General features: G+C 51.1%; 19 protein-coding genes. 15 read left to right on the top strand and 4 right to left on the bottom strand.

Annotation, left to right across the window (positions count from 1 at the left end; genetic code table 11):
* Nucleotides 1-654, top strand: coding sequence for a lipoyl(octanoyl) transferase LipB (gene lipB / locus REH51_RS16925; RefSeq protein WP_009723525.1), 654 nt, complete (start codon nt 1-3; stop codon nt 652-654).
* A 102-nt stretch (nt 655-756) separates the two neighbouring features.
* Here lipB and lipA read toward each other — a convergent pair whose 3' ends face one another.
* Both lipA and REH51_RS16935 read right to left on the bottom strand, forming a co-directional pair.
* Nucleotides 757-1815: a lipoyl synthase gene (lipA, locus tag REH51_RS16930; RefSeq protein ID WP_498936409.1), complete on the bottom strand. Its 1059-nt coding sequence runs from the start codon at nt 1813-1815 to the stop codon at nt 757-759.
* A gap of 248 nt (nt 1816-2063) precedes the next feature.
* Complete coding sequence (locus tag REH51_RS16935) at nt 2064-3050, bottom strand: LysR family transcriptional regulator (protein ID WP_039869206.1); 987 nt, start codon at nt 3048-3050, stop codon at nt 2064-2066.
* A 228-nt stretch (nt 3051-3278) separates the two neighbouring features.
* Between REH51_RS16935 and REH51_RS16940 the strand changes: the two genes are divergently transcribed.
* The 6 genes from REH51_RS16940 (at nt 3279) to REH51_RS16965 (ending at nt 10968) form a co-directional block, all read left to right on the top strand.
* Nucleotides 3279-5768: a DUF3141 domain-containing protein gene (locus REH51_RS16940; RefSeq protein ID WP_498936411.1), complete on the top strand. Its 2490-nt coding sequence runs from the start codon at nt 3279-3281 to the stop codon at nt 5766-5768.
* 303 nt (nt 5769-6071) lie between these two features.
* Complete coding sequence (gene topA, locus REH51_RS16945) at nt 6072-8699, top strand: type I DNA topoisomerase (RefSeq protein ID WP_498936413.1); 2628 nt, start codon at nt 6072-6074, stop codon at nt 8697-8699.
* Nucleotides 8696-9157, top strand: a complete 462-nt coding sequence (locus REH51_RS16950; protein ID WP_009723520.1) for a DUF6586 family protein — start codon at nt 8696-8698, stop codon at nt 9155-9157. The genes topA and REH51_RS16950 overlap by 4 nt, the downstream gene beginning before the upstream one ends.
* Nucleotides 9158-9210: 53 nt before the next feature.
* Entirely contained in the window at nt 9211-9675 is a 465-nt protein-coding gene (locus tag REH51_RS16955; RefSeq protein ID WP_009723519.1) for a hypothetical protein, read from the top strand.
* A 177-nt stretch (nt 9676-9852) separates the two neighbouring features.
* The gene (locus REH51_RS16960; RefSeq protein WP_009723518.1) at nt 9853-10482 is read left to right on the top strand and encodes a L,D-transpeptidase family protein; all 630 of its coding nucleotides are present in this window, start codon (nt 9853-9855) and stop codon (nt 10480-10482) included.
* A gap of 222 nt (nt 10483-10704) precedes the next feature.
* Nucleotides 10705-10968, top strand: coding sequence for an Lpp/OprI family alanine-zipper lipoprotein (locus REH51_RS16965; RefSeq protein ID WP_009723517.1), 264 nt, complete (start codon nt 10705-10707; stop codon nt 10966-10968).
* Nucleotides 10969-11055: 87 nt separating this feature from the next.
* Here the strand turns inward: REH51_RS16965 and REH51_RS16970 are convergent, their stop codons facing one another.
* Together REH51_RS16970 and mfd are read right to left on the bottom strand one after the other, a co-directional pair.
* Nucleotides 11056-12180 carry a L,D-transpeptidase family protein gene (locus REH51_RS16970; RefSeq protein WP_009723516.1) on the bottom strand — a complete coding sequence of 375 codons (1125 nt, stop codon included), beginning with the start codon at nt 12178-12180 and terminating at the stop codon, nt 11056-11058.
* A 94-nt stretch (nt 12181-12274) separates the two neighbouring features.
* On the bottom strand, nt 12275-15724 hold the full coding sequence (gene mfd, locus REH51_RS16975; protein WP_498936415.1) for a transcription-repair coupling factor: 3450 nt from the start codon (nt 15722-15724) through the stop codon (nt 12275-12277).
* 308 nt (nt 15725-16032) lie between these two features.
* Between mfd and REH51_RS16980 the strand changes: the two genes are divergently transcribed.
* The 8 genes from REH51_RS16980 (at nt 16033) to nqrM (ending at nt 24251) form a co-directional block, all read left to right on the top strand.
* On the top strand, nt 16033-17496 hold the full coding sequence (locus REH51_RS16980) for a glyceraldehyde-3-phosphate dehydrogenase (protein ID WP_039869137.1): 1464 nt from the start codon (nt 16033-16035) through the stop codon (nt 17494-17496).
* 308 nt (nt 17497-17804) lie between these two features.
* Nucleotides 17805-19154 carry a Na(+)-translocating NADH-quinone reductase subunit A gene (locus REH51_RS16985; RefSeq protein WP_009723513.1) on the top strand — a complete coding sequence of 450 codons (1350 nt, stop codon included), beginning with the start codon at nt 17805-17807 and terminating at the stop codon, nt 19152-19154.
* Nucleotides 19154-20380: an NADH:ubiquinone reductase (Na(+)-transporting) subunit B gene (locus REH51_RS16990; protein WP_498936417.1), complete on the top strand. Its 1227-nt coding sequence runs from the start codon at nt 19154-19156 to the stop codon at nt 20378-20380. Before REH51_RS16985 ends, REH51_RS16990 begins: the two co-directional genes overlap by 1 nt.
* Nucleotides 20380-21201 carry a Na(+)-translocating NADH-quinone reductase subunit C gene (locus REH51_RS16995; RefSeq protein WP_009723511.1) on the top strand — a complete coding sequence of 274 codons (822 nt, stop codon included), beginning with the start codon at nt 20380-20382 and terminating at the stop codon, nt 21199-21201. The genes REH51_RS16990 and REH51_RS16995 overlap by 1 nt, the downstream gene beginning before the upstream one ends.
* Nucleotides 21202-21203: 2 nt before the next feature.
* Nucleotides 21204-21872, top strand: a complete 669-nt coding sequence (locus REH51_RS17000; protein ID WP_498936419.1) for an NADH:ubiquinone reductase (Na(+)-transporting) subunit D — start codon at nt 21204-21206, stop codon at nt 21870-21872.
* A gap of 1 nt (nt 21873) precedes the next feature.
* Complete coding sequence (gene nqrE / locus REH51_RS17005; RefSeq protein WP_009723509.1) at nt 21874-22491, top strand: NADH:ubiquinone reductase (Na(+)-transporting) subunit E; 618 nt, start codon at nt 21874-21876, stop codon at nt 22489-22491.
* A gap of 69 nt (nt 22492-22560) precedes the next feature.
* Nucleotides 22561-23793 carry an NADH:ubiquinone reductase (Na(+)-transporting) subunit F gene (gene nqrF / locus REH51_RS17010; RefSeq protein WP_009723508.1) on the top strand — a complete coding sequence of 411 codons (1233 nt, stop codon included), beginning with the start codon at nt 22561-22563 and terminating at the stop codon, nt 23791-23793.
* A gap of 203 nt (nt 23794-23996) precedes the next feature.
* Nucleotides 23997-24251 carry a (Na+)-NQR maturation NqrM gene (gene nqrM / locus REH51_RS17015; protein WP_009723507.1) on the top strand — a complete coding sequence of 85 codons (255 nt, stop codon included), beginning with the start codon at nt 23997-23999 and terminating at the stop codon, nt 24249-24251.
* The last annotated feature ends 39 nt before the right edge of the window (nt 24252-24290 follow it).

Genomic DNA, 24290 nt, shown 5'->3' on the forward strand with positions numbered 1-24290 from the left:
ATGGCTAGTCAAGCTATCGAGCTACATCAGCTTGGTCATCGTGCCTATTTACCTGTGTGGAGCGCGATGCGCGAACTCACCGATACCCGGGATGAGTCAACGCCTGATCAATTCTGGTTAGTTGAGCACGATCCCGTTTTTACTCAAGGTCAGGCGGGTAAACCCGAACACGTGTTAATGCCAGGTGATATTCCTGTAGTAAAAACGGATCGGGGTGGACAAGTCACCTACCATGGCCCAGGGCAGGTTGTGTTATATCCACTGCTAGACGTACGGCGTGGCAAAATCGGTGTTCGAGAGCTGGTCACTGCACTAGAAAATTCAGTGATTGATGTACTTGCGCTTTATGATGTGTCTGCCTGGGCGAAGCCCGACGCACCTGGTGTCTATGTGAATACGCAGCAAGGGGAGGCGAAAATTGCTTCTTTGGGGTTACGTATTCGGCGGGGCGCAAGCTATCACGGGGTTGCCTTGAATGTAGATGGCGACTTATCCCCCTTTGGGCGGATTAATCCCTGTGGTTACGCGGGTATGCAGGTGACGCGATTGACTGATTTAGTGGTATTGCCTGCCGTTCACCGGGTAGGTGACCAATTGGCGTCCGCGTTAGCCCAGCGGCTAGATCGTGAGCTGGTTGATGTGGCCGTTTATTAAATAAAAAAAATGAGACTACCTACACGCAATGCACTTGTTAGTACTGATCTGACTATGCTGATTTAGCCGTGTCAATTGCGTGCAGGTAGTTGGTTTATCAGTTTATCCGACGTTAAACGCAGGAATGCGGTTAGCGTCAGGTTCTTGGCCAGGTACCGCGGCGGGAGCAGCGAGACCGAGGTTGTTTTTTTCAAAAACGCGGTCGGCGCGATAACTAGAGCGAACCAGCGGCCCGGAAGGTACTTCCATAAAGCCTTTTTCAAGACCAAGCACACGGTAGCGGTCGAACTCTTCTGGGGTGACCCAGCGCTCTACGGCTAGATGGTTTTTGGTTGGACGCAAGTATTGCCCAAGCGTCACGATATCAACGCCAATCTCTCTCAGGTCATCAAAGGTTTTAAGAATCTCTTCGTCTGTCTCGCCTAATCCAAGCATCAAGCTTGTTTTGGTAATAATGTCTGGCCGATATTGCTTTGCATGCGCCAGAACGTCCAGCGTTTTACGATAACCAGCGCGTGGGTCACGTACTTTACTGGTCAGGCGCTCTACGGTCTCGACGTTCTGCGCAAACACTTCCAAGCCTGAATCGGCTAACCGCTCAATGGCAGCTTTATCAGCGTCAAAGTCGGGTGTGAGTGCTTCTACAACCACTTCCGGCGTGCGGGATTTAATCGCTTTAATACAGTTGGCGTAGTGCGTAGCGCCACCGTCATCCAAGTCGTCACGGTCAACGGAGGTCAGCACGATGTAGCGCAGCCCCATCAGCTCGACTGATTTTGCGGTGTTTTCCGGTTCGTCTAAATCCAGCCAGCCTTTCGGGTTGCCTGTGTCCACTGCACAGAATCGGCATGCGCGTGTGCAAACAGACCCCATCAGCATAATAGTGGCGGTGCCATTGCTCCAGCATTCGCCCATGTTGGGGCAGTGCGACTCTGCGCAGACAGTGCTGAGACGGTGCGTAGAGACATTTTTTTTGACGGCTTCGAAGCGTTCGCCTCCCGGAATCTGGGCGCGCAACCATTTAGGTTTACGGTCAAGACTAGGAGACGCTTCATCTGATGGCGTTTTACGCTGCTTCATGCCGTCTTTAATGACCGACATGCCATGCTCGTTGCGGAATTTTTCGCCGCTAGGGACACGCGTTGTGGGGTTGTTGCTCATAGGAGAGAGCCTCTCTACTGTGCGGCAGGCAATGCCCAAACGTTGTGGCGTCGAACCATATGCTATGGCGATGACGTTTAAATGCCATGGCGTTGACAGTTGGATCGCCTGCGCGAATACATGCCAAACCCTGAAGATTCTGAATGATACGTAGGTAGTAGGCTAATGTAACATATCTCTTGGTTAACAAGACACTAAGCCCTCTTCATCGAACCTCTAAATAGACAGCTCGCCAAATCGATAGCCCACTATATTGACAGCAACGGTAGACAGGAAACGCCGTGGCTAGGCAGCGGGCTAGAAGGGGCTTGGAAATACCGACGAAAATCCGGCAAGTGTTCCCTTATAAAGCGTAAAAAAAGATCGGCGACGGGCGTCGGAAAATGATCGCGACGATACACCGTGCACCACGAGCGCCGAATGGGGAAGTTAGGTAAGGGGAGCGCTGATAGCAGCCCTTGCTCTAGTTCAAGTTGAACCGCCAAGCGGGGCAGAACGGCAACGCCCAAGTGAGCCATAATGCCTTGTTTAATGGCTTCATTGGTGCCTAGTTCAATGCGGTGGGGAAGACCGATTTCTTGGTCAACGGCCAACTGCTCAAATGCAATACGCACTCCAGAACCTGGCTCACGCATCAATACATAGTGACGCGCAAAGTCGGCTAATGTTGGTGCTTCCATATGAAGCAGTGGGTGGTCTGGCCATACGAGAGCGATGAGTTCATTTTCAAGAATGGGCATTACCACCAAGTCGTCGTCTTCAGGCACCATGGCCATAATCACGACATCATCTTTCTGTTCTGCCAGCCTTTCTAGCGCTTGACTGCGATTGCATACCTTTAAACGAATGCGTACGTCTGGGTAGCGTGCTCGAAACCGTGCTAATAGATACGGCACCACATATTGGGCTGAGGATACGGCCGCGATATTCAGCTCGCCGCTAATGTTGCCATTAATCTCCGAAAGATTCATTTGCAGCCTAGAAAGCTGCCCAAAGATTTCGCGTGTGGAGAGCGCTAAGGTATCCGCAGCAGGTAGCACGTGAAGGGTTTTACCGGCATATTTAAACAGCGGCTGACCAAGCGCGAGTTCTAATTGGCGAATTTGCGCGCTAACCGCAGGCTGTGTAAGTCCTAGTTGCTCGGCAGCGCGTGAGTAGGAGCGCTGACGGTGGACTGCCTGGAATACTTGTAATTGTCGGAAGGTCAAACGGTTGAGTAGTGTAAGGGACGACATAACAACCTCTAGGTATACACCCTCCGAAGATAGAAAGTGCCACAAAACAAAAAATCTCAGCATTACGCTGGAAATGCTATCACCGATGATGTGCGGCGTCTTTATGACAACAATGATGAATTTGCAAAGGTAAGCATCGACGTTACGCAGTGAGTGGCCTAAACTATATTGCATTGCAGCATCATTGCTTCGGGACGGGTGCTTTGCATCAACCCAATGGGAGAATTTATGAACTTTCTCGCTCATCCTATGTTGCCTGGCAGCACGCTGAAAAGCTTGTGGCCAGGAGCGTCTGATCAAATGGCTCCACTGCCGGGCGGCGAGGCCCTGGCTAGCATGGTAGATCCGTTCGGGTTCGGGCGGGCTGCAGCGAGCTATTGGCGCGATAGTATCGAACGTAGCGTCCTTTACTGGGATGTTATGCGTGAACGCGGAAATCAATATCTTGAGCATATGGAGCAAACCAAGCCAAACGTGCTTGGGTTTGATACCGAAGTGCTCATTGATGGTCGCACGCTTCCGCATCCGACTAACTATGAGCTACTGAGAGTACTGCCCCCCAGTCATATTCAGATTGATCCTGAAAAACGACCGTTTGTTGTCGTGGATCCTAGGGCAGGGCATGGTCCAGGGATTGGCGGGTTCAAGCCTGATAGCGAGCTTGGGGTCGCTCTGAAGGCTGGCCATCCTTGTTATTTTATTGGTTTTTTGCCTTTTCCCGAGCCGGGTCAAACCGTTGAGGATGTGGTTGAGGCGGAAATTGCGTTTTTACGCCATGTTATCGCTTTGCATCCAGAAACCGCTGAAAAACCGATGGTAGTAGGTAACTGCCAGGCGGGTTGGCAGATAATGATGGCTGCGGCGCTTGAGCCTGACGTGTTCGGCCCGATTCTTATTGCGGGCGCACCGCTTTCTTACTGGGCGGGAGAGCACGGTAAAGCCCCTATGCGTTATACCGGTGGTATGGCCGGTGGCAGCTGGATTACGGCCTTAACCAGTGACATTGGTAATGGCCTTTTTGACGGCGCGTGGCTAGTGCAGAACTTCGAGCGCCTCAATCCAGCCAACACCTATTGGAAAAAGCAGTATCACCTGTATGACAACATCGATACCGAATCCAAACGCTATCTAGAGTTTGAGCGTTGGTGGGGTGGTCATGTTGTGCTAGGTGGCGAAGAGATTCAGTACATCGTCGATAATCTTTTTGTCGGTAACCGTCTCTCGACTGCTCAGTTGGTAACTCGCGATGGCCGTCGTGTTGATCTACGCAATGTGCGCTCGCCGGTCGTCGTATTTTGCTCGCGTGGTGACGATATAACCCCGCCGCCTCAGGCACTGGGTTGGATTCGTGATTTATACGAAGGCGAAGAAGATATCATCGCCAACGAGCAGACGATCGTTTATTGCCTGCACGACACGACAGGACACTTAGGGATTTTTGTTTCCGGTAGTGTGTCACGCAAAGAGCATACTGAGTTCACGGCTAACATGGACTACATCGATGTTATGCCGCCTGGATTGTATGAAACAACGGTCTCGCATGTCAGCGAACGAGATGATGCGGAGTTACTTGAGCGCGACTACTTGCTTGAGTTTACGTCACGTAACTTTGAAGAACTTGATCGTGACGTGATGCATAAGCCTGAAGATGACCGTAGATTTGCCACGGTTGCGCGAATTTCCGAAATAAACCTCGGTTTTTATCGGCTTTATGTTCAACCCTGGATTCAGGCCGCGATGACACCAGAGGCAGCCCGCTGGATTCGTCGTATGCATCCTATTCGGTTAGGTTACAAGCTCCTTTCTGATCGTAATCCGCTGACAGTACCGCTACCGGTCATGGCTGAAACAGTTCGCCGTAATCGTCAGCAAGTGGGTCAAGATAATGTTTTCAAAGCACTAGAAACCATGTTCTCCGATCAAATAGTTGCCAATCTCAATGCAGTACGAGATTTGCGTGATAGCACGACAGAACGGCTGGTTATGGATATTTATGGACAGCCACTATTGCAAGCAGCGGTAGGTTTGCATGGCGATGCGCACGTGCATCGTCGTCGTCCCGGAGCAGAGCCAGAGCATCAACGGTTTGTTGAAAACCGTAAAAATGAGCTGCGCAATAAAATTGCTCAGGGCGGTGCTCACGAAGCTGTAATGCGCTCGGTTATCTATGTTTTAGGCGGCGCTCCTGCCACCGACGAACGTAACTTCAAACGTTTACGTGCTTCCCGTGCTGAGCTAGAGCCTAGTTCGACGTTGAGTGAGTTTAAGCGTTTGGTGCGCGATCAATTCTTTATCCTGAAATTGGATCGTGAGCGTGCGCTATCATCATTGCCTAAACTGTTAAAAGGGCAAAGCGACAGCGACATTGATGGTCATATTGAGCACCTTAAGCATGTGTTCGCCGCGAGCGGAGAGCTATCTGAGCATGCAGCAGAGCGCTTTGATCAGGTGAAAAAATTATTTGATCAAGCGAGGCCGCCGAAAGCTGCTCAACCAAAAGCGATAGAGAGCAAGCCAGCTGCTGAAACTAAAAAAGTAGAGGCTAAAAGCGCCGCTGCAGATACCCAAACTGCTGTAAGTTCTTCAACTGAAGGCGCGTTAGCAGAAGATGCCTCGGCGGAAAGCGCTGCTAATAATGTAGTGGCAGACGCATCTAAAAAAGCTAGCAAGCCTCAGCCGAGAGCGGCATCGCGTAGGAAACCACCGCGCAAGCGTTAAGTGTTACAACGCTTGTCTACGCCCCTGTTTTCATACAGGGGCGTTTTTTTGTTTCTATATTTTGGGTTGCCGTCTGCGTATGGGCAGTCTAGTGTCTAGCTACTTCATTATGAAAAATAGTGTTTATAAGCACCTCGCGGTTCAGCATCAATTCGTTACCTATGCGTCGGTTGTTACTGGCGCTTGTTGCAGGCCTGGGGTAGGGTAGGCGCATTTTTCTCATGGCCGTCAAGTGGTAACGACAGGCGGCAACGTATTCAGAGCATGGGCGATAGCGCCTGAGCATTAGGAAAGTGGAGCACTATGGGCAAGTCACTGGTCATCGTCGAGTCGCCTGCGAAAGCGAAGACGATCAATAAGTATCTCGGCAACGATTTCATCGTAAAGTCGAGCGTGGGTCACATCCGTGACCTGCCGACCAGCGGCTCAGGTAAGGCAGCCTCCGACCCGAAGGAGCGCGCTCGCCAGGCTGCGGCAACACGCAAGATGTCGGCGGAAGAGAAGGCAGAGTACAAAAAACGTAAGACCCATGATCAGTTAATTAGGCGGATGGGGATTGACCCAAGTAATGGTTGGGAAGCCCGCTATGAAGTGCTCCCAGGTAAAGAAAAAGTCGTCGCAGAATTAAAGAAGCTGGCTGAAAAAGCCGATGCTGTTTATCTCGCAACGGATTTGGATCGCGAAGGGGAGGCGATTGCCTGGCATTTGCGCGAGACGATTGGTGGCGATGACAGTCGCTACAAGCGCGTTGTATTTAATGAAATCACCAAAAATGCCATTCAGGATGCGTTCAAATCGCCAGGGACGCTAAATATTCCTCGCGTGGAAGCACAGCAAGCGCGCCGTTTTTTGGATCGCGTTGTCGGTTTTATGCTTTCCCCATTGCTGTGGGCCAAGATTGCCAGAGGCTTATCAGCTGGCCGTGTCCAATCGGTTGCGGTTCGACTAATCGTTGAGCGTGAGCGAGAGATTCGTGCGTTTATCCCTGAAGAGTTTTGGGATGTGCATGCAGATCTCGCTTCTCCGGATGGCGAGCTAGTTAGGTTTGCGCTGGTGCGTCAGGATGGTAAACCTTTCCGCCCCACCTCCGAAAAAGACACGCTTGCGCGTATTGAGCAACTACGTAAAGCCAAGCTTGCGATTCCCTCCCGTGAAGACAAGCCGACGAGCTCCAAGCCTACTGCACCGTTTATTACCTCAACGTTGCAGCAGGCCGCCAGCGGCCGGTTAGGGTTCTCTGTTAAGAAAACCATGACCATGGCCCAGCGCCTCTACGAGGCTGGCTATATTACTTACATGCGTACCGACTCCACCAATCTTTCAAAGGATGCGGTAGAGAGTGTTCGTTCGTTTATCGGTGATGAGTACGGCGCACGCTATTTGCCAGAGTCTGCTAACCGTTACAGCAGTAAAGAGAGTGCCCAAGAAGCCCATGAGGCCATTAGGCCCTCTAGCGTTGAGCGCAAAGCGAGTGATCTCTCTGGCATGGAGCGAGATGCAGAACGCCTCTACGAGCTGATTTGGCGTCAATTTGTCGCCTGTCAGATGACACCTGCTGAGTATCTTTCTAGTACGTTGAGTGTTGAAGTTGATGGCTACGACTTGCGTGCCAAAGGGCGAGTGCTCAAGTTTGATGGTTACACGCGGGTGATGAAGCCAACCGGCAAAAATGAAGACCAAAGCCTGCCTGATTTGCCGAAGGGCACGGCGATGGCGCTTGAGAAGCTTGATCCTCAACAGCACTTCACTAAACCTGCCCCGCGTTACACGGAAGCCAGCTTAGTTAAAGAGCTTGAGAAGCAAGGCATTGGTCGTCCTTCTACCTATGCTTCCATTATTTCCACGATTCAGGATCGTGGTTATGTGAAGTTAGAAAGTCGTCGTTTCTATGCTGAAAAATTGGGTGATATTGTCACCGAGCGATTGAAAGAGTCTTTCCCCGATTTGATGGATTATTCGTTCACGGCTCGAATGGAAGATAGCCTGGATGAAGTTGCGGAAGGTGAGCGCAACTGGCAAGCCCTGTTGGATGCTTTCTACGGTGAGTTCAGCCAAGAGCTTAGCAAAGCGGAAAGCGATGAAGGAATGCGCCCTAACCAGCCGGTTCCTACGGATATTGACTGCCCAAGCTGCGGCCGCAAAATGCAGATTCGGACAGCCTCCACCGGGGTGTTTTTGGGCTGCAGCGGTTATAACTTGCCGCCCAAAGAGCGTTGCAAAACCACCATTGATTTAATTCCTGGTGAAGAAGCCGTCGCAGAAGACGCAGGCGAAGAAGCAGAAACGAATGCTCTGCGTGCCAAGCGACGTTGCCAGAAGTGTGGAACCGCCATGGATAACTATCTCATCGATGAGGGGCGCAAACTGCATATTTGCGGTAATAGTCCTGATTGTGATGGTTATGAAGTGGAGACGGGTAAGTTCAAAATCAAAGGCTACGACGGCCCCATTATCGAATGCGATAAATGTGGTTCTGAGATGCAGCTTAAGTCGGGTCGATTTGGTAAGTATTTCGGCTGTACCAACAGTGAGTGTAAAAATACCCGCAAGTTGCTTCGTAGTGGTGATGTGGCGCCGCCCAAAATGGACCCCATTCCCATGCCGGAACTGGCCTGCCAAAAGGTAGACGACCACTACGTGCTGCGTGATGGTGCTAGCGGCTTATTCCTTGCCGCCAGCAAGTTTCCTAAAAACCGTGAAACCCGTCCGCCGCTGGTAAAAGAGCTGAAAGCTCACGCTGATGAGCTGCCGGAAAAGTATCACTTTATCCTGAAGGCGCCCAGCGAAGACCCAGATGGCCGTCCTGCGCAAATCCGTTATTCACGAAAAAATAAAGAGCAGTACGTGATGACCGATGAGGAGGGCAAAGCAACTGGCTGGAAAGCAACTTTCGAAGCAGGGAAATGGCACGTGGAGGATAAACGTAAGTGAGCCCACGTTCGCGCACCAACCAATTGCTTTATCAAGCTGAGCTTTTGGTTGGTCTTCCAACAGGTAACGACGAGCATACTCAGGCTCGCCAAATGGCGATTGAAGAGAGCGCCTTGGCGCTCTTTGAGCTGGCATTAAATTCGCTGCTCAAAGAGGTGACCGAGCATGCGCGCCTTAATGAACATGGCTGGCAAGCGCTCCTCAATGAGAAAGGCCCCACCGTTGCTGAGCTGCAGCGCCTAAGAGATATGATGCACCAGCCAGATAGTTGGTTGCATTGGTTGATTGGGCAAGTTGAGAAGCTGCATAGTGATGAAGGGGCGAGTAAGCGCGTTGTGCAGAACCCCTCAATGATTGCTGTCGGCAGTCAGCTGAGCGTTGCCGACCAGTTGCTAGCTAATCTTCATGCTGCAAAGCGCGACATTGCAGCGTTACGTGAAACTAGCCAAGAGTGGTAATCATAGCGACAAACGTATTGCCTAGAGAGTGCGAGTAGCAAAAGGAGATATAGATGCGCTATAACCAAGTCAAAGATTTAGTTGAATGGGCCGCAGGTTATCATGGCCAAATGGCGCGTCAGTATCGTGCTGCAGCCGATTCAAGCGAGCATCAGCGTCTTGCCATGGCGCTAACGTACCTAGCCGACAGCGAACTGCGAATGAAAACCGGGCTGGAAGCGCTTATTCGTGATAGCTCTAATCACAAAGAAGTGTTGGAAATATGGTTTGATGACCCTAGTGATTTTCCTCAGCCCCCAGTGCTCGAGGCGCTTGCTCACCAAACGGTGGCAGACTCTACTGATAAGTTGACTCACGCAGCAGTTGAGTCGCATCGTAAGCTGCAGGGCCTCTATGAGCATCGTGCATCACGCGCAAAAATAGAGCCAGAAGAGGCTTTTTTTAACGCCTTGGCAGAAGGGCATAATGCAGAAGCACGTAAGCTAGTAGCGAGTATGCAAGAATTTGAAGATATCTAGGTAAGACTTTGGGAGATATCTAGATAGCGTTCAACAATGGTGCGGTTGCCGACATTGACATACTGGCATGTTATTTGGCTTATTAAAGCACTGACATTTGGTGTGAGAATAGGGTATAACAATTGCCACAAATGCTTTGTTGGCTAGTGATGCTGGCCTATATAGAGAGCGATAACGATGCCTGTAAACCGTCGCCGTTTTTTAGCGTTGGCGCTGGGCTGGCCTGCTGTGGCCAGTGCAGCGACTTCCAGTACCTTAAATAATTACGAACCTACAGATCTTGTTGAGACGCTGCTTTCTCGTGCGAGTCTCCCGCGTCACAGCGATGAGCTGTGGGTGTTAATTGATGATAAAGATGCCACGTTGAGTGTCTACCGGGGTAATGCTTTGGTTGAGCACTATGCACCCATATCTCTTGGGCGTGGTGGAGCGAAAACCCAGCGGATCCGTGGTGATAATGTGACACCGCTTGGCGAGTTTCGAATTAATCGATTTAATTACGAAAGTCAGTGGCATATCTTTATTGGTATCGATTATCCTACGCCACCTCATGCGAGGATGGCGCTCGAAAAAGGCATTTATTCCCAAGCGGATTACGATGCTTATTTTGATCACTATCGGCGCCACGGCTCTCCGCCACAAAATACGGCGTTGGGCGGCGCCATTGGCATACATGGCATCGGTGGTGGTGATCCAGATATTCATGGTCAATACCACTGGACCCAAGGTTGCGTTGCTGTCACCAACGAGCAAATTGAGCGTGTTGCTTCGCTGGTAGGTGTTGGCACTCGCGTGGTGATCCGCTAGGCTATGTCGTTGAAGGAAGTTCAAGGTTTTGAATACGTGGCTATAGACAAGCGCTGTGGTCTATTATAAAACAGCGTTTGACTTGCGTGCTTTGGTGTAAAGCCATGGTACAAGTCACTGTAAAGAACCTGCACCGCAGGTAGACAAAATTGAGCTAACGCTTTAGCCTTAAATTTGTCATACCCCTAATGTTGTACCCAAGGAAGACTCAAGGAGAACACTATGACTCTGAAGACTGCTCTGAAGATGACTGCCGCTGCCGCTTCACTGGCAATCCTGGCTGGCTGTGCTTCTACCAGCGCTCTGGAAGAAGTTCGCATGACTGCTGAATCTGCACAGGCTGATGCCGCAGAAGCACGCAGCATGGCTTCACAAGCAATGAACACTGCTAACCAAGCTCAGCGCGACGCGCAAGCTGCCCTGCAGATGTCTCAGCAAAACCGTGAAGAAATGAACCGCATGTTCCAGCGTTCCATGCAGAAGTAATTCTGCCTGGGCCCTAAGCGTTAAAACTTAGGGTTGCTGTAGATGTAAAAAAACCCCGCCTCGGCGGGGTTTTTTTTATGTCTTTGGTTATGCCTCTTCTTCGCCTCGAGCAACTGTCGTGAGCTCAATTTCCTCTAATAAACCATCAAGTTCCACAGGCTCTTCAGCGGGAGCTGGTGCTGGTGCTTGGGGGCCATAAAGCGCGATAAGGCGACCATCCGGGTTTTCCACCGCGAGTTTTACCTGGGCATAGTCAACTTCTGCTTGCTCTTCAGCAAGTTCGCTTACTCGCTCGATGGCGTTAAGCAGCGGCTCAAAATCGCCAACGTTTTCTTCAAGCTGTGGGTAAGACTGCACAAACAGTGTGCCGTCCGCTGCCCAGCCTGCTTTAAACGGTGCATCCATCAAGTTGACCTGAGTGCCACTGGGCAAGCGCTCGTAGAGCGACTTGATATCTTCGGGGAACATGCGGATGCACCCGCGGCTGACCCGCATGCCCACACCTTCAGGGCGGTTGGTGCCATGAATCAGGTAGCTAGGCATTGCCAACAAAATGGCGTGCCGACCTAATGGGTTGTTGGGGCCAGCAGGCACAATAGAGGGTGCTGGCTCACCACGTGCTGCTGCTTCGCGACGCATAGAGGCTGGCGGTGCCCAGGCGGGATCTTTTACCTTCACTGTTGTGCGGGTAATGCCGATCGGTGTTGCAAATTCCTCACGGCCAACACTGACCGGATAGGTTTCAACAATGCCTGGATTGTCAGCTGGGTAATAGTAAAGTCGCAGTTCGGATAAATTAACGACCACGCCTTCACGAGGAGCAGGTGGCAGAATATAGCGCGCAGGTATGACGACTTCTGTTCCTTCCCCAGGCACCCACAGGCTGACGCCTGGATTCGCCATACGAATTTCTTCGTAGCCAATGTTGTGGCGCCGCGCTATATCGATAAGTGTCTCTTCAGGGTCTTCTACGACGACGGTGTAGTGTTCTCCAATAATGTCTCCCGTCTCAGGCAGGCGAAAATGGCCGCGTGGTAATTCTCTCTGCTCAGAGGGCTGGTCAGCACTGGCTAGCACCTCTTCCGCAAGGGCTGCTGAGCCTTCAGTCGTGCTGGCTGACTGCTGTGCGTAAACGGGGCTGGAAAGGCTTGCTGTAAGCAAGACAGCGAAGCTAGTCGGGCCCCAGACGTTATATAGCTTACGAATATTCATGGTGGTTCCTAATTAATATATGCGCTAGTTACTGCAAACTGGCATTGTCATGGGAGGCGGTTAGTAGGGCTTTTATACAAGTTTGCCCCAAGGTTCACGCCGCCGCTACTTTTTGATTGAGTGTTGTAAGCAGAGCTTCGACCTTATCAAACCGCTGTTCGGTAGTTTTCATTGGAAATTCAAATCGTAAGGTGTCTGAGCCATCTAAACGATAGTGCTGTGGCGATTTTTGAATGAGTGTCACGAGTGTTAACGGATCGACCTGAGTGGCGCTGTTGAAAAGCAATCTTCCGCGGTTTTCTCCGGCTTCAATGCGCGCTACACCCAGTTGTTCGGCGCGGTGGCGCAGCTTGGTTTGACGTATCAGGTTCTTCAAGGGCTGAGGCAGCAGTCCAAAACGATCGATAAGCTCGACTTGTAACTCTGTAAGCTCGGCGTCGCTTTGGGTGTTGGCAATGCGCTTATACATCACTAGGCGCTGCTGCACATCGTGAATATAGTCGTTGGGAATCAATGCAGGCAGGGTAAGGCTAATCTCGACACCTATATTGAAGGGGGCGTCAATGTTAGGCGTTTTGCCCGCACGGATAGCTTTCACTGCACGATCCAGCATTTCCATGTAAAGCGTGTAGCCGATAGTTTCCATTTGGCCACTCTGCTCGTCGCCTAACAGTTCGCCTGCGCCGCGAATTTCCATGTCGTGGCTTGCCAGGGTAAAACCAGCACCGAGATCATCGGATGCGCTAATCGCTTCCAGGCGCTTGATTGCATCTCGTGTCATTGCCTTTGGGGGCGGTGTTAGCAGGTAAGCGTATGCTTGGTGGTGGCTGCGTCCAACGCGGCCCCGCAGTTGGTGAAGTTGGGCCAAGCCGAACTTGTCTGCGCGCTCAATCAAAATGGTGTTAGCGCTGGGTACGTCAATGCCTGTTTCTATAATGGTTGAGCACACAAGTACATTGAAGCGCCGATGATAGAAGTCTGACATTACTCGCTCAAGACTGCGCTCAGGTAACTGGCCGTGAGCAACAGCAACCCGTGCTTCTGGTACCAGTTCGCGAATTTGTTCGGCAGCGTTTTCAATCGTTTTGACTTCATTGTGCAAAAAATAGACCTGTCCGCCGCGTAGAATTTCACGCAGCAGGGCCTCTTTAATGACGCTGCTATCTCGTTGTTGCACAAACGTTTTGACCGATAAGCGTCGCGCTGGCGGGGTGGCGATAATCGAAAGGTCTCGGATGCCGCTCATGGCCATATTCAGGGTGCGGGGAATCGGTGTTGCCGTTAGCGTCAGAATATCGATTTCGGCGCGCAACGTTTTGAGCTTCTCTTTTTGCGCGACCCCAAAACGGTGCTCTTCATCGATGATTAAAAGCCCCATTTTGGGTAGCTCAACGCTTTTAGAAAGCAGTTTATGGGTGCCGATGACGATGTCAGTTTGGCCATTCTTGATGCTTTCTAAGGTTTGCGTCATCTCCTTGCCGCTGGTGAAGCGTGAGATAAGACTAATGTTCACCGCGGTGTCGGCAAAGCGGTCGCGGAAGTTTTCAAAATGCTGGCGAGCTAGCAGCGTAGTGGGCACGAGCACCACAACTTGGCGACCTGTCTGAACGGCCAGGAACGCAGCGCGCATGGCGACTTCGGTCTTACCAAAACCTACGTCACCGCAGACGACGCGATCCATTGGTTGGGGGGAGATCATGTCGCTTATAACCGCTTCGATGGCTGCCTGCTGGTCGGGGGTTTCTTCAAACGGGAAGCTGGCAGTGAAGCGAACGTACTCATCTCCTGGCGTGTCATAAATAAACCCTTCCTGAGCCTCTCTTCGAGCGTAGATGTCGAGTAGCTCAGCAGCGGTGTCGCGGATTTTTTCAGCCGCTTTACGGCGCGCTTTTTCCCACTGCTCTGAGCCTAACTTGTGCAGTGGGGCCAGTTCGTCATCAGCGCCGCTATAGCGCGAAATAAGATGCAAGCTATCGACAGGGACATATAGCTTAGCGCCGTCGGCATATGAGAGAGCCAAGAATTCGTTAGCCTGTCCACCTGCTTCAAGGGTTTCCAGCCCCAGGTAGCGGCCTACGCCATGCGCCTGGTGAACAACCGGTGCGCCTTCACGTAGCTCGGATAGATGACGCACGGCCAATTCATTGTCGTCGGTGGCTTTTTCCCGCCGACGGCTCTGGCGCACTACATCGCCAAATAGCTCCGTCTCGCTAATGACTGCGATATCAGGCTCGGTGAGCCATAAGCCGCTTCCCACCAAGCTCTCAGTAATGGCAATGCGATCAGAGCTAGTTAAAAAGGCTTGGAAACTGTCAATATGAGGTAATTTTAATTTAAGCGGTGCCAGTACCTCTTCTAACGCTTCTCTGCGTCCTCGTGACTCTGCAACAAACAGCACTCGCGTAGCTTGCTGCGCATCCAAAAAGGTCGCCAGTTCGTTAAGGGGTTGCTTGGCGCGAGCGTTAATCGCAAGCGAGGGGAGTGCCTGGGCTTGCGGCGACAGGGCATGGCGTTGCGTGTCATCTTCGGTTAGCTCGATTCGTGGGCGAGCTTTAATCGCCGAAAAAACGTCATTGACGGGAATGAACGCCCGGCGAGGTGGCAATAAAGGTCGTGTCGGATCAACACCTAAATTTTCGTAGCGTGATTCAATAGACTGCCAGTGTTGTTCAGCCGCTTCGAATACGTCAGGCAGCAGTGCCACGCGAGTGTCGTCGGTGACGTGTTCAAATAAAGAGGCGGTTTCGTCAAAGAACAGCGGTAAATATTGTTCCAGGCCCGGGGAGGGGATCGCCTTCAGTGCATCGTTATAGAGAGGGCACTGACGCGGGTCGACATCAAATAGTGTTTCAAACTGCTCTCGGAAACAAGCAATGGCGCTGCGGCTTAGCGAGTACTCATGGGCGGGTAGTAGCTCAATCACATCGACTTTGTTGGTAGAGCGCTGATTGCCTGGGTCGAAATGGCGCAGCGTATCAATTTCGTCATCAAACAAATCAATACGAATTGGCTCATCCATGCCCATCGCAAAAAGGTCAATGATTGCGCCGCGCATGGCGTATTCGCCCGGCTCGTAAACCGTCTCGACGGCGCGATAGCCAGCACGTGACAGTGACTCGCGAAACGCTTCCCGATTTAGTTTAGCGCCCGCTTTTAGCGTCATAACGCGCCCGGCAATGTATGACACTGGAGGCAGCCGCTGCATCAGCGTATTGATTGGCACCAGCACAATGCCGCGCACGCCATCCTGTAACAGACGCAGCGTGCGTAGGCGTGACGAAATTATATCCTGGTGAGGAGAGAAACTGTCATAAGGCAGCGTTTCCCAGTCTGGGAAGGGCAGTACGGGCACATTACTGTAGAACGCCAGATCCTGTTCCAGACGCTGTGCGCTGGCAGTATTCGGCGTAATTACCAATAATGGTGCGCTTGACGCGATCTGAGCCAGTGCCAGGGCAGTCGCACTGCCCGGCGGCGCTGTCAGGTAAAGCGTGTCGCGAATCCCTTTTGGCTGGGGTGGTTCGAGCAGAGAAAAAGAAGGCATAGTCACGGTATCGTTTTGCGCTGAAACGGAATCTGGATCATACACGATCAGTACTTTCAGGCAGAGACCTGCGCAAAGCAAGCGGAGGTTAACTAAGCTTTCAAGGACTGTTTCAAGGACTGTTTCAAGGACTGTTTCAAGGTCTATAGTGTTACTATATTGTTTCGATACATTATTGTGGCTTGTAGTCAATCCGCTCTTTCTGTAATACCCCTACATGTTGTGCGACTATCCATTCATTGCGGCATGCTGGTAAGCCCAGGATAATGTTCCCAGAATTTTCTCTTCACTACCCAATGAGGCCGCACGTGAGTCAGCAAGCTCTCGAAAACGTTTTTCAGGAATGGCAAAGCAACGAAGCTCTGGCTGAGCAAATGATCCCGTTGGTAGGTCAGCTGTATCGTCAGAACAATGTTGTTGCCACTATGTTCGGTCGTTCCCTGATCAAGCGGTCAGTTATTCGCATCCTTAAAGATCACCGTTTTGTACGCAAAATTGAAGGTACCGAGCTGTCAGTTGAAGATACGTTCCCCATCGTGAAAGCGATGAGTGAGATGAATCTCGGCCCTGCGCATGTTGATGTTGGCAAGCTGGCGGTTAATTTTAAACGCCAGAACGGTGGAGACCTTGACACCTTCTTGCGTAAAGAGCTTGCTGACATTATTGATGGCTTCCAGCCAAATGGCAGTAAAGGCGAGCCTCAAGACGTAGTACTTTACGGTTTCGGTCGTATTGGTCGTTTGCTTGCTCGAGTCATGGTGGAGAAAGCAGGCGGTGGCAACCTGCTGCGTTTGCGAGCAATCGTTGTGCGTGGACGTGGCGATGTCGCAAAAGACCTTGAAAAGCGTGCTAGCCTGCTGCGTCGGGACTCGGTACATGGGCCTTTCGACGGTACAATTACTGTGGACGTTGAAGCACGCACACTTATCGTTAACGGTAATGTGGTTCAGGTTATTTACGCCGACTCTCCCAGTGAAATTGATTACACCGCTTACGGTATCAACAATGCAGTGATTGTTGATAATACGGGTATCTGGCGTGATGAAGCTGGCTTAGGGCAGCACCTTGAGTGCAAGGGTGCTAAAAAAGCACTGTTAACGGCCCCTGGCAAAGGCGACATCAAAAACATCGTATTCGGCATTAATCACGCAACCATTGGCGACAATGACCGTATTGTGTCGGCAGCTTCCTGTACCACCAATGCCATTGTTCCAGTGCTGAAAGCGCTAAACGATGAGTATGGTGTCGTGACGGGGCACGTAGAAACCGTACACGCTTATACCAACGACCAAAACCTCATCGACAATTACCATAAAGGCGATCGTCGTGGCCGTAGTGCGGCGCTTAATATGGTATTGACCGAAACAGGTGCAGCAAAAGCTGTCGCAAAAGCGCTACCTGAGCTTGAGGGTAAGCTGACGGGTAACGCCATTCGTGTGCCCACACCCAATGTTTCTATGGCCATTTTGAATTTGACCTTGGAGAAGGGTACTGATGCTGAGGCGCTGAACGATTACCTGCGTCGTATGTCGATTGATTCTGCTTATCAGAAGCAAATCGACTTTGTTGATTCTGCCGAAGTTGTGTCGTCTGATTTTGTTGGCAATCGCCATGCGGGCATTGTCGATGCTAAAGCCACTATCGCAAACGGTAATCACGCCGTTGTATATGTGTGGTACGACAACGAATTTGGCTATAGCTGCCAAGTTATTCGTATTCTTCAGCATATGTCCAATGTGAAGTTTTTGAAGCTACCGCATCAGGCAGTTTGACCGTTAACTGCATTTAAGCAGCCTTTAAAGCGCTTTTAAGCGCGAAGTTGTACAAAACGCCACCTTCGGGTGGCGTTTTTTGTGCTGAAAACAAATGCAGTGAAAGCGTATATAGCACTTTCGGAGGCTATCAGGGATGTGGTCATTGGCCGCGCTTATCTTTATAATACGATAGATTTTTCGGGGTGGTTCAAGCGTGCTTGGGCCTGACTGGTAACAATCTGAACAGACAATAAGAATTTACTGAACAGAAATAAGCATTCGAACCCCTTACCTTCGTATATCCGATCCATCAACTGGGCGAGACTATGATCGAAGTCAAAAAAGGCCTGGATCTCCCCATCACGGGAGCGCCCGAGCAGCGTATTGAAGATGCGCGGCCTGTGCGCCACGTGGCAATCCTGGGCACCGACTACGTTGGCATGAAGCCGACGATGGAAGTTCAGGAAGGGGATAAGGTCAAACTGGGCCAATTACTCTTCACCGATAAGAAAATTGATGGTGTGCGTTTTACAGCGCCTGCCAGCGGTGAAGTAGTTGCTATTAACCGTGGCGAAAAGAGACGTCTGCTGTCTGTCGTTATTAAAGTCGATGAAAATGAAGAAGCGATGACATTTGCTTCTCATGATCGTGGCGCTTTAGAACAGCTAGAACGTCAATCTGTTGTTGACCAACTGGTTGAGTCAGGGCTTTGGACTGCTTTGCGCACCCGGCCTTTCTCTCGCACGCCAGCTATCGACAGCGTGCCTACCGATATTTTTGTCACTGCTGTGGATACTCATCCTCTTAGCGCTGACCCTGCGGTAGTGATTAACGAAAACTCCCAAGCATTTGAAGACGGCCTCAAGGTGCTAACCCGCCTGACCGAGGGCAACGTTTTTCTGTGTACGGGTGCTAATGCTTCCATTCCTGGTGGTGATGTCAGCGGCGTAAAGACTGAAAGCTTTGCAGGCCCGCATCCGGCAGGTTTGGTGGGAACGCATATTCATTATCTTTCGCCGGTAGCTCTGCACAAAAAAGTGTGGCACATCGGTTATCAGGATGTGATTGCGTTCGGCAAACTGTTTGTTGAAGGCAAGCTTGATACGAGCCGTATCATTGCTGTCGGTGGCCCGCGTGCTGAAAATCCTCGCTTATTGCGCACCCGAGTTGGTGCCAGTACGGAGGAACTCTTAGCAGGTGAGGTCATCAAACCTGATGACACCCGCGTAATTTCAGGCTCTGTGTTCTCTGGCGCTTCTGCTGAAGGGAATCTGACCTATCTGGGGCGTTTCCATAATCAGGTGAGCTTGCTAGAAGAAGGTAACAAGCGCACCTTTATGGGGTGGCTGTCCACGGGCGCCAATCGCCACTCAATTATGGGCATCTACATTTCCAAGATTAAAGGCTTAAGTAACTACGCGCCGACAACGTCTACTAATGGTTCTGAACGAGCCATGGTGCCGGTGGGTAATTACGAGCGCGTCATGCCGTTGGACGTAATGCCAACACAGCTACTGCGTTCGCTGATTGTGGGCGACATTGAGGTTGCCATGCAGCTTGGGTGTCTTGAGCTGGACGAAGAGGATCTGGCGCTGTGTACCTATGTTTGCCCAGGCAAATATGAGTACGGCCCTATCCTGCGTGACAATCTCACCATGATCGAGAAAGAGGCCTGATGATGGGTATTCGACAAACACTCGATAATCTCGAGCCGCACTTCCATAAAGGTGGCAAGTACGAAAAGTTCTATCCGCTCTACGAAGCGATAGATACTGTTTTTTACTCGCCGCCCAGCGTTGCGAAAACCACTGCCCACGTGCGTGATGGTGTTGACCTTAAACGCATCATGATCACGGTGTGGATGTGTACTTTCCCCGCAATGTTCTTTGGTATGTGGAACGCTGGTTGGCAAGCGAATACCGCGATTGATGCTGGATATGCATCGATGAGCGGCTGGCGTGAAGCAATCATGATGACCCTGGCGGGGGGTCATGATCCTAGCAGTCTGTGGGCAAACTTCGTCCTTGGTGCAACTTACTTCCTGCCTATCTACCTCGTTACGTTTGCGGTAGGTGGTTTTTGGGAAGTTATGTTTGCCATCAAGCGCGGCCATGAAGTTAACGAAGGTTTCTTCGTCACTTCCGTGTTGTTTGCCCTGATTCTTCCGGCAACTATTCCGCTATGGCAGGGCGCACTGGGGATTACCTTTGGTGTCGTGATCGGTAAAGAGATCTTCGGTGGTACGGGTAAAAACTTCCTGAACCCCGCCTTAACCGGTCGTGCGTTCCTATACTTCGCTTATCCGGCGCAAATTTCCGGTGATGCCGTATGGGTAGCTGCCGATGGTTATACTGGTGCAACAGCACTCTCCATGGCCTTCCAGGACGGTATGACAGCATTGACCAACACTTACAGCTGGTGGGATGCCTTCTTAGGTTTCATTCCTGGCTCAGTTGGTGAAGTGTCAACGCTGGCAATTCTGATCGGTGCTGCGGTACTGCTTTGGACTAAGATCGCTAACTGGCGAATCATGCTGGGCGTTTTCTTGGGCATGGTCATTACCAGTACGCTGTTTAACCTGATCGGTTCTGACAGCAACCCCATGTTCGCAATGCCCTGGTACTGGCACTTGGTAATTGGTGGCTTCGCTTTCGGCATGGTGTTTATGGCAACGGATCCTGTGTCTGCCGCCATGACCAACCAAGGTCGCTTAGTGTTTGGCGCGCTAATTGGTGTGATGACTGTGCTGATTCGCGTAGTAAACCCGGCCTTCCCAGAAGGCATCATGTTGGCCATCTTGTTTGCCAACCTGTTTGCGCCGTTGATTGACCACATGTTCGTCCAGGCCAATATCAAACGCCGTCTCAAGCGGACTGGCGTACCGGCCGAGGAGACTGCCTAATGGCACAAGGTAACAACTCCATCAAGAAGATCCTGATCGTAGCGTTTTCGCTGTGTATCGTGTGTTCGGTGATCGTGTCGACGGCTGCTGTGGCACTGCGCCCTGCACAGCAGTTAAATCAGGAGCTGGACCGTAAAACCAACATTCTTAACGTGGCACGTCTTTATGAGCCCGGTATGGATGTTGAGGAAGCGTTCCGCACTCAGATCACTGCACGTGTGGTAGAGCTTGATACCGGTGAGTACACCGATCAGTTCGACCCAAATACCTTCGATGGCTTCGAAGCATCTCGCGATCCAGCAACGGGGCGTACCCTTTCTGGTGATCGTGACATTGCTGGTTTGTCTCGTGTTGAAAACTACGCGACTGTCTATCTTGTCGGCGATGAAGAAAACCCGGACCAAATTGTTCTGCCTATTCGTGGGCAAGGGCTCTGGGGTCGCATGATGGGCTTCCTAGCTGTCGAAGGTGACGGTAATACCATCGTCAGTATCACCTACTACGACCATAGCGAAACGCCTGGTCTTGGTGCTGAAGTGAATAATCCGCGTTGGCAAGCCCAGTGGGAAGGCAAAAAGATTTACGATGAAGAGGGCGACCTCTCACCGGAAATTCACCTGACCAAAGGCGGCGCGAGCAACGAGTACGAGGTTGATGCGCTATCTGGTGCAACGCTGACTAGTAACGGCGTGACCAACATGCTGCAGTTCTGGTTCAGCGAAGAGGCTTTCGCTCCGTATTTGGCTAACTTCCGTAGTGGTACTGAACCAGAAGACGCCGAAGACACCGATACTGACTTCGACGACGTTGAGGGGGCCTGATCATGGCGGATGCAAATGCAAAAAGCGTCTTAACGGCGCCGATCTTTAAGAACAATCCCATCGCGCTACAGATTTTGGGGATTTGTTCTGCACTAGCGGTTACTACCAGCATGAGCGTATCGCTGGTAATGGCGTTAGCGGTAATTTTTGTAACGGCTTTTTCGAACTTGTTCGTATCGTTGATCCGGAACCACATTCCGTCTTCGATCCGTATCATTGTTCAAATGACCATTATTGCGTCGCTGGTTATTGTGGTTGACCAGATCCTCAAAGCTTACGCTTATGAAATGTCTAAGCAGCTGTCGGTATTCGTGGGTCTGATCATCACCAACTGTATCGTAATGGGCCGTGCAGAAGGCTTTGCTATGTCCAACACGCCGGGCATGTCATTCCTTGACGGTATCGGCAATGGATTGGGCTACGGCTTTATCCTGATGGTCGTTGGCTTCTTCCGTGAGCTACTGGGTGCTGGCAGTGTATTTGGCTTCACCATCCTGCCGACTGTGCAAAACGGCGGCTGGGATGTACCTAACGGTATGATGCTTTTACCGCCTTCTGCCTTCTTCATTATTGGTTTGCTGATCTGGGTACTGCGTTCAGTTAACCCTGAGCAGGTAGAAGAGAACGAGTTCAAAATGAAGCACAACACCAAGCCGAAGGAGGCCGTGTAACATGGAACACTATCTAAGCCTTTTCGTTGCTTCGGTTTTCGTTGAGAACTTGGCACTGGCCTTCTTCCTAGGGATGTGTACGTTCCTGGCGGTATCTAAGAAGGTTTCCGCTGCATTTGGCCTTGGGATTGCCGTTATTGTCGTACTGACAATCTCGGTTCCGGTCAACAATCTAGTGTTCAACCTACTGCTGGCTGAAGGCGCGCTGTCTTGGACTGGCATAAGCGGTGCTGAAAACATCGATCTCTCATTCCTAGGCCTTCTGAGCTACATCGGCGTTATCGCCGCACTTGTTCAGATTCTGGAAATGTTCCTCGATAAATATGTTCCTGCGCTTTACAACGCGCTAGGCGTATTCCTGCCGCTGATTACCGTTAACTGCGCCATCCTAGGTGGTGTACTGTTCATGGTTGAGCGTAACTATAACTTCGGCGAATCCGTAATTTACGGTTTCGGTTCTGGTGTTGGCTGGGCGCTTGCTATTACAGCGCTGGCTGGTATCCGTGAAAAGCTGAAGTATAGCGACGTGCCTGGCGGTCTTCAGGGGCTTGGCATCACGTTTATTACCGTTGGCTTAATGTCGTTGGGCTTCATGTCCTTCTCAGGCATTCAGCTTTAATCGGAGCCGGTTTTCTCGGCAGCCTCAGGCTGCCGAGGTACAGAAAACCTTCAGCAATAGGAAACCGACATGGTTGATACATCTGTCATCTTGCTCGGTGTTGTCATGTTCACGATCATCGTTATTAGCTTAACGGCGATCATTCTGGCAGCGCGAAGCAAGCTAGTGAGTAGCGGGGACGTGACGATTGAAGTCAACGGTGACCCCGAGCACACCCTGCAGACTCAGGCTGGTGGTAAGCTTCTTAACACCTTAGCCGCAAACGGAATCTTTCTTTCCTCTGCCTGTGGCGGCGGCGGTTCTTGCGCTCAGTGTAAGTGCCGAGTAGAAGAGGGCGGCGGCTCTATTTTGCCGACGGAAGAATCTCACTTCACCATGCGTGAAAAGAAAGAAGGCTGGCGTCTATCTTGTCAGGTTCCTGTGAAGCAGGACATGAAAGTGGAAGTGCCTGAAGAAGTCTTCGGCGTTAAGAAGTGGGAGTGTGAAGTTACCGCTAATCCTAACGTCGCGACCTTTATTAAAGAGTTGAACCTGAAGCTGCCCGAAGGCGAGGAAGTTGCCTTCCGCGCCGGTGGTTATGTACAGCTGGTAGCGCCGCCTTACGATATCAAGTTCTCCGATTTTGACATCGAAGAAGAGTATCGCGGCGATTGGGAAAAATTTGATATGTTCAAAATTTCCCATAAGAATGACGAGGAAGTGATACGCGCTTACTCCATGGCTAACTACCCGGATGAAAAAGGACTTCTCAAGTTCAACATCCGTATCGCTACACCGCCTCCGGGTACGAGCCATCCGCCTGGTCTTATGTCCACTTACGTCTTTAGCCTGAAGCCGGGTGACAAAGTGACCGTAATGGGGCCGTTTGGTGAGTTCTTCGCTAGAGACACTGATGCAGAAATGGTCTTCGTAGGCGGTGGTGCGGGTATGGCACCGATGCGTAGCCACATTTTCGATCAGCTTAAGCGCTTGAAGTCAGATCGTAAAATTACTTTCTGGTACGGTGCGCGCTCCTGGCGTGAAACTTTCTACAATGAAGAGTATGACCAGCTAGCGGAAGAGTTCCCGAACTTTGAGTGGCACTTGGCGCTTTCTGATCCGCAGCCTGAAGATAATTGGGAAGGGCCAACAGGCTTCATCCACAACGTATTGTACGAAAACTATCTGAAGGATCACCCTGCGCCTGAAGATTGTGAGTACTACATGTGTGGGCCACCCATGATGAACGCCTCGGTTATTAAGCTACTGCTTGACCTGGGCGTTGAGCCGGAAAACATTCTGTTGGATGACTTCGGCGGTTAATGAAGTGATTGTGTAAATTGCCTTCGGGCATGAACGGGGCTGGCCTTTTGGTCAGCCCCGTTTGTATGTGAATGTTGGAAAAACGACGTGTTGCCTGATCATTTTGGAGTGGCTGAGGTACAATAGGCATTAAAATTCTACGGCACTTAACGACATGACCGTTGTCGGCAGGTGAGCAGTTAATGCAATGCTGGGAGGTGAACATGACTATCTGGCTACTGGTATTTGGTTTTATGGCGCTGGTAATGACGGCAATGGCCGTCGGCGTATTAATGGGCCGCAAACCTATTGCTGGCTCCTGTGGCGGTTTAAATCAATTGGGACTAAAAGAAGGCTGTGACATTTGCGGTGGCAAAGACGAGGTTTGCGAAGAGGAAAATCGCAAGCGTGGGAGTGTCCGCCGTCGTAGCGACGAGAGTCGTGGAGCTGACCTAGGTTATGACGCAACCCGTCGTTAATCTGGCAATTTTCTGCTCAAACGCTCGCTAACTGCGAGC

Source organism: Halomonas bluephagenesis, assembly GCF_054790765.1.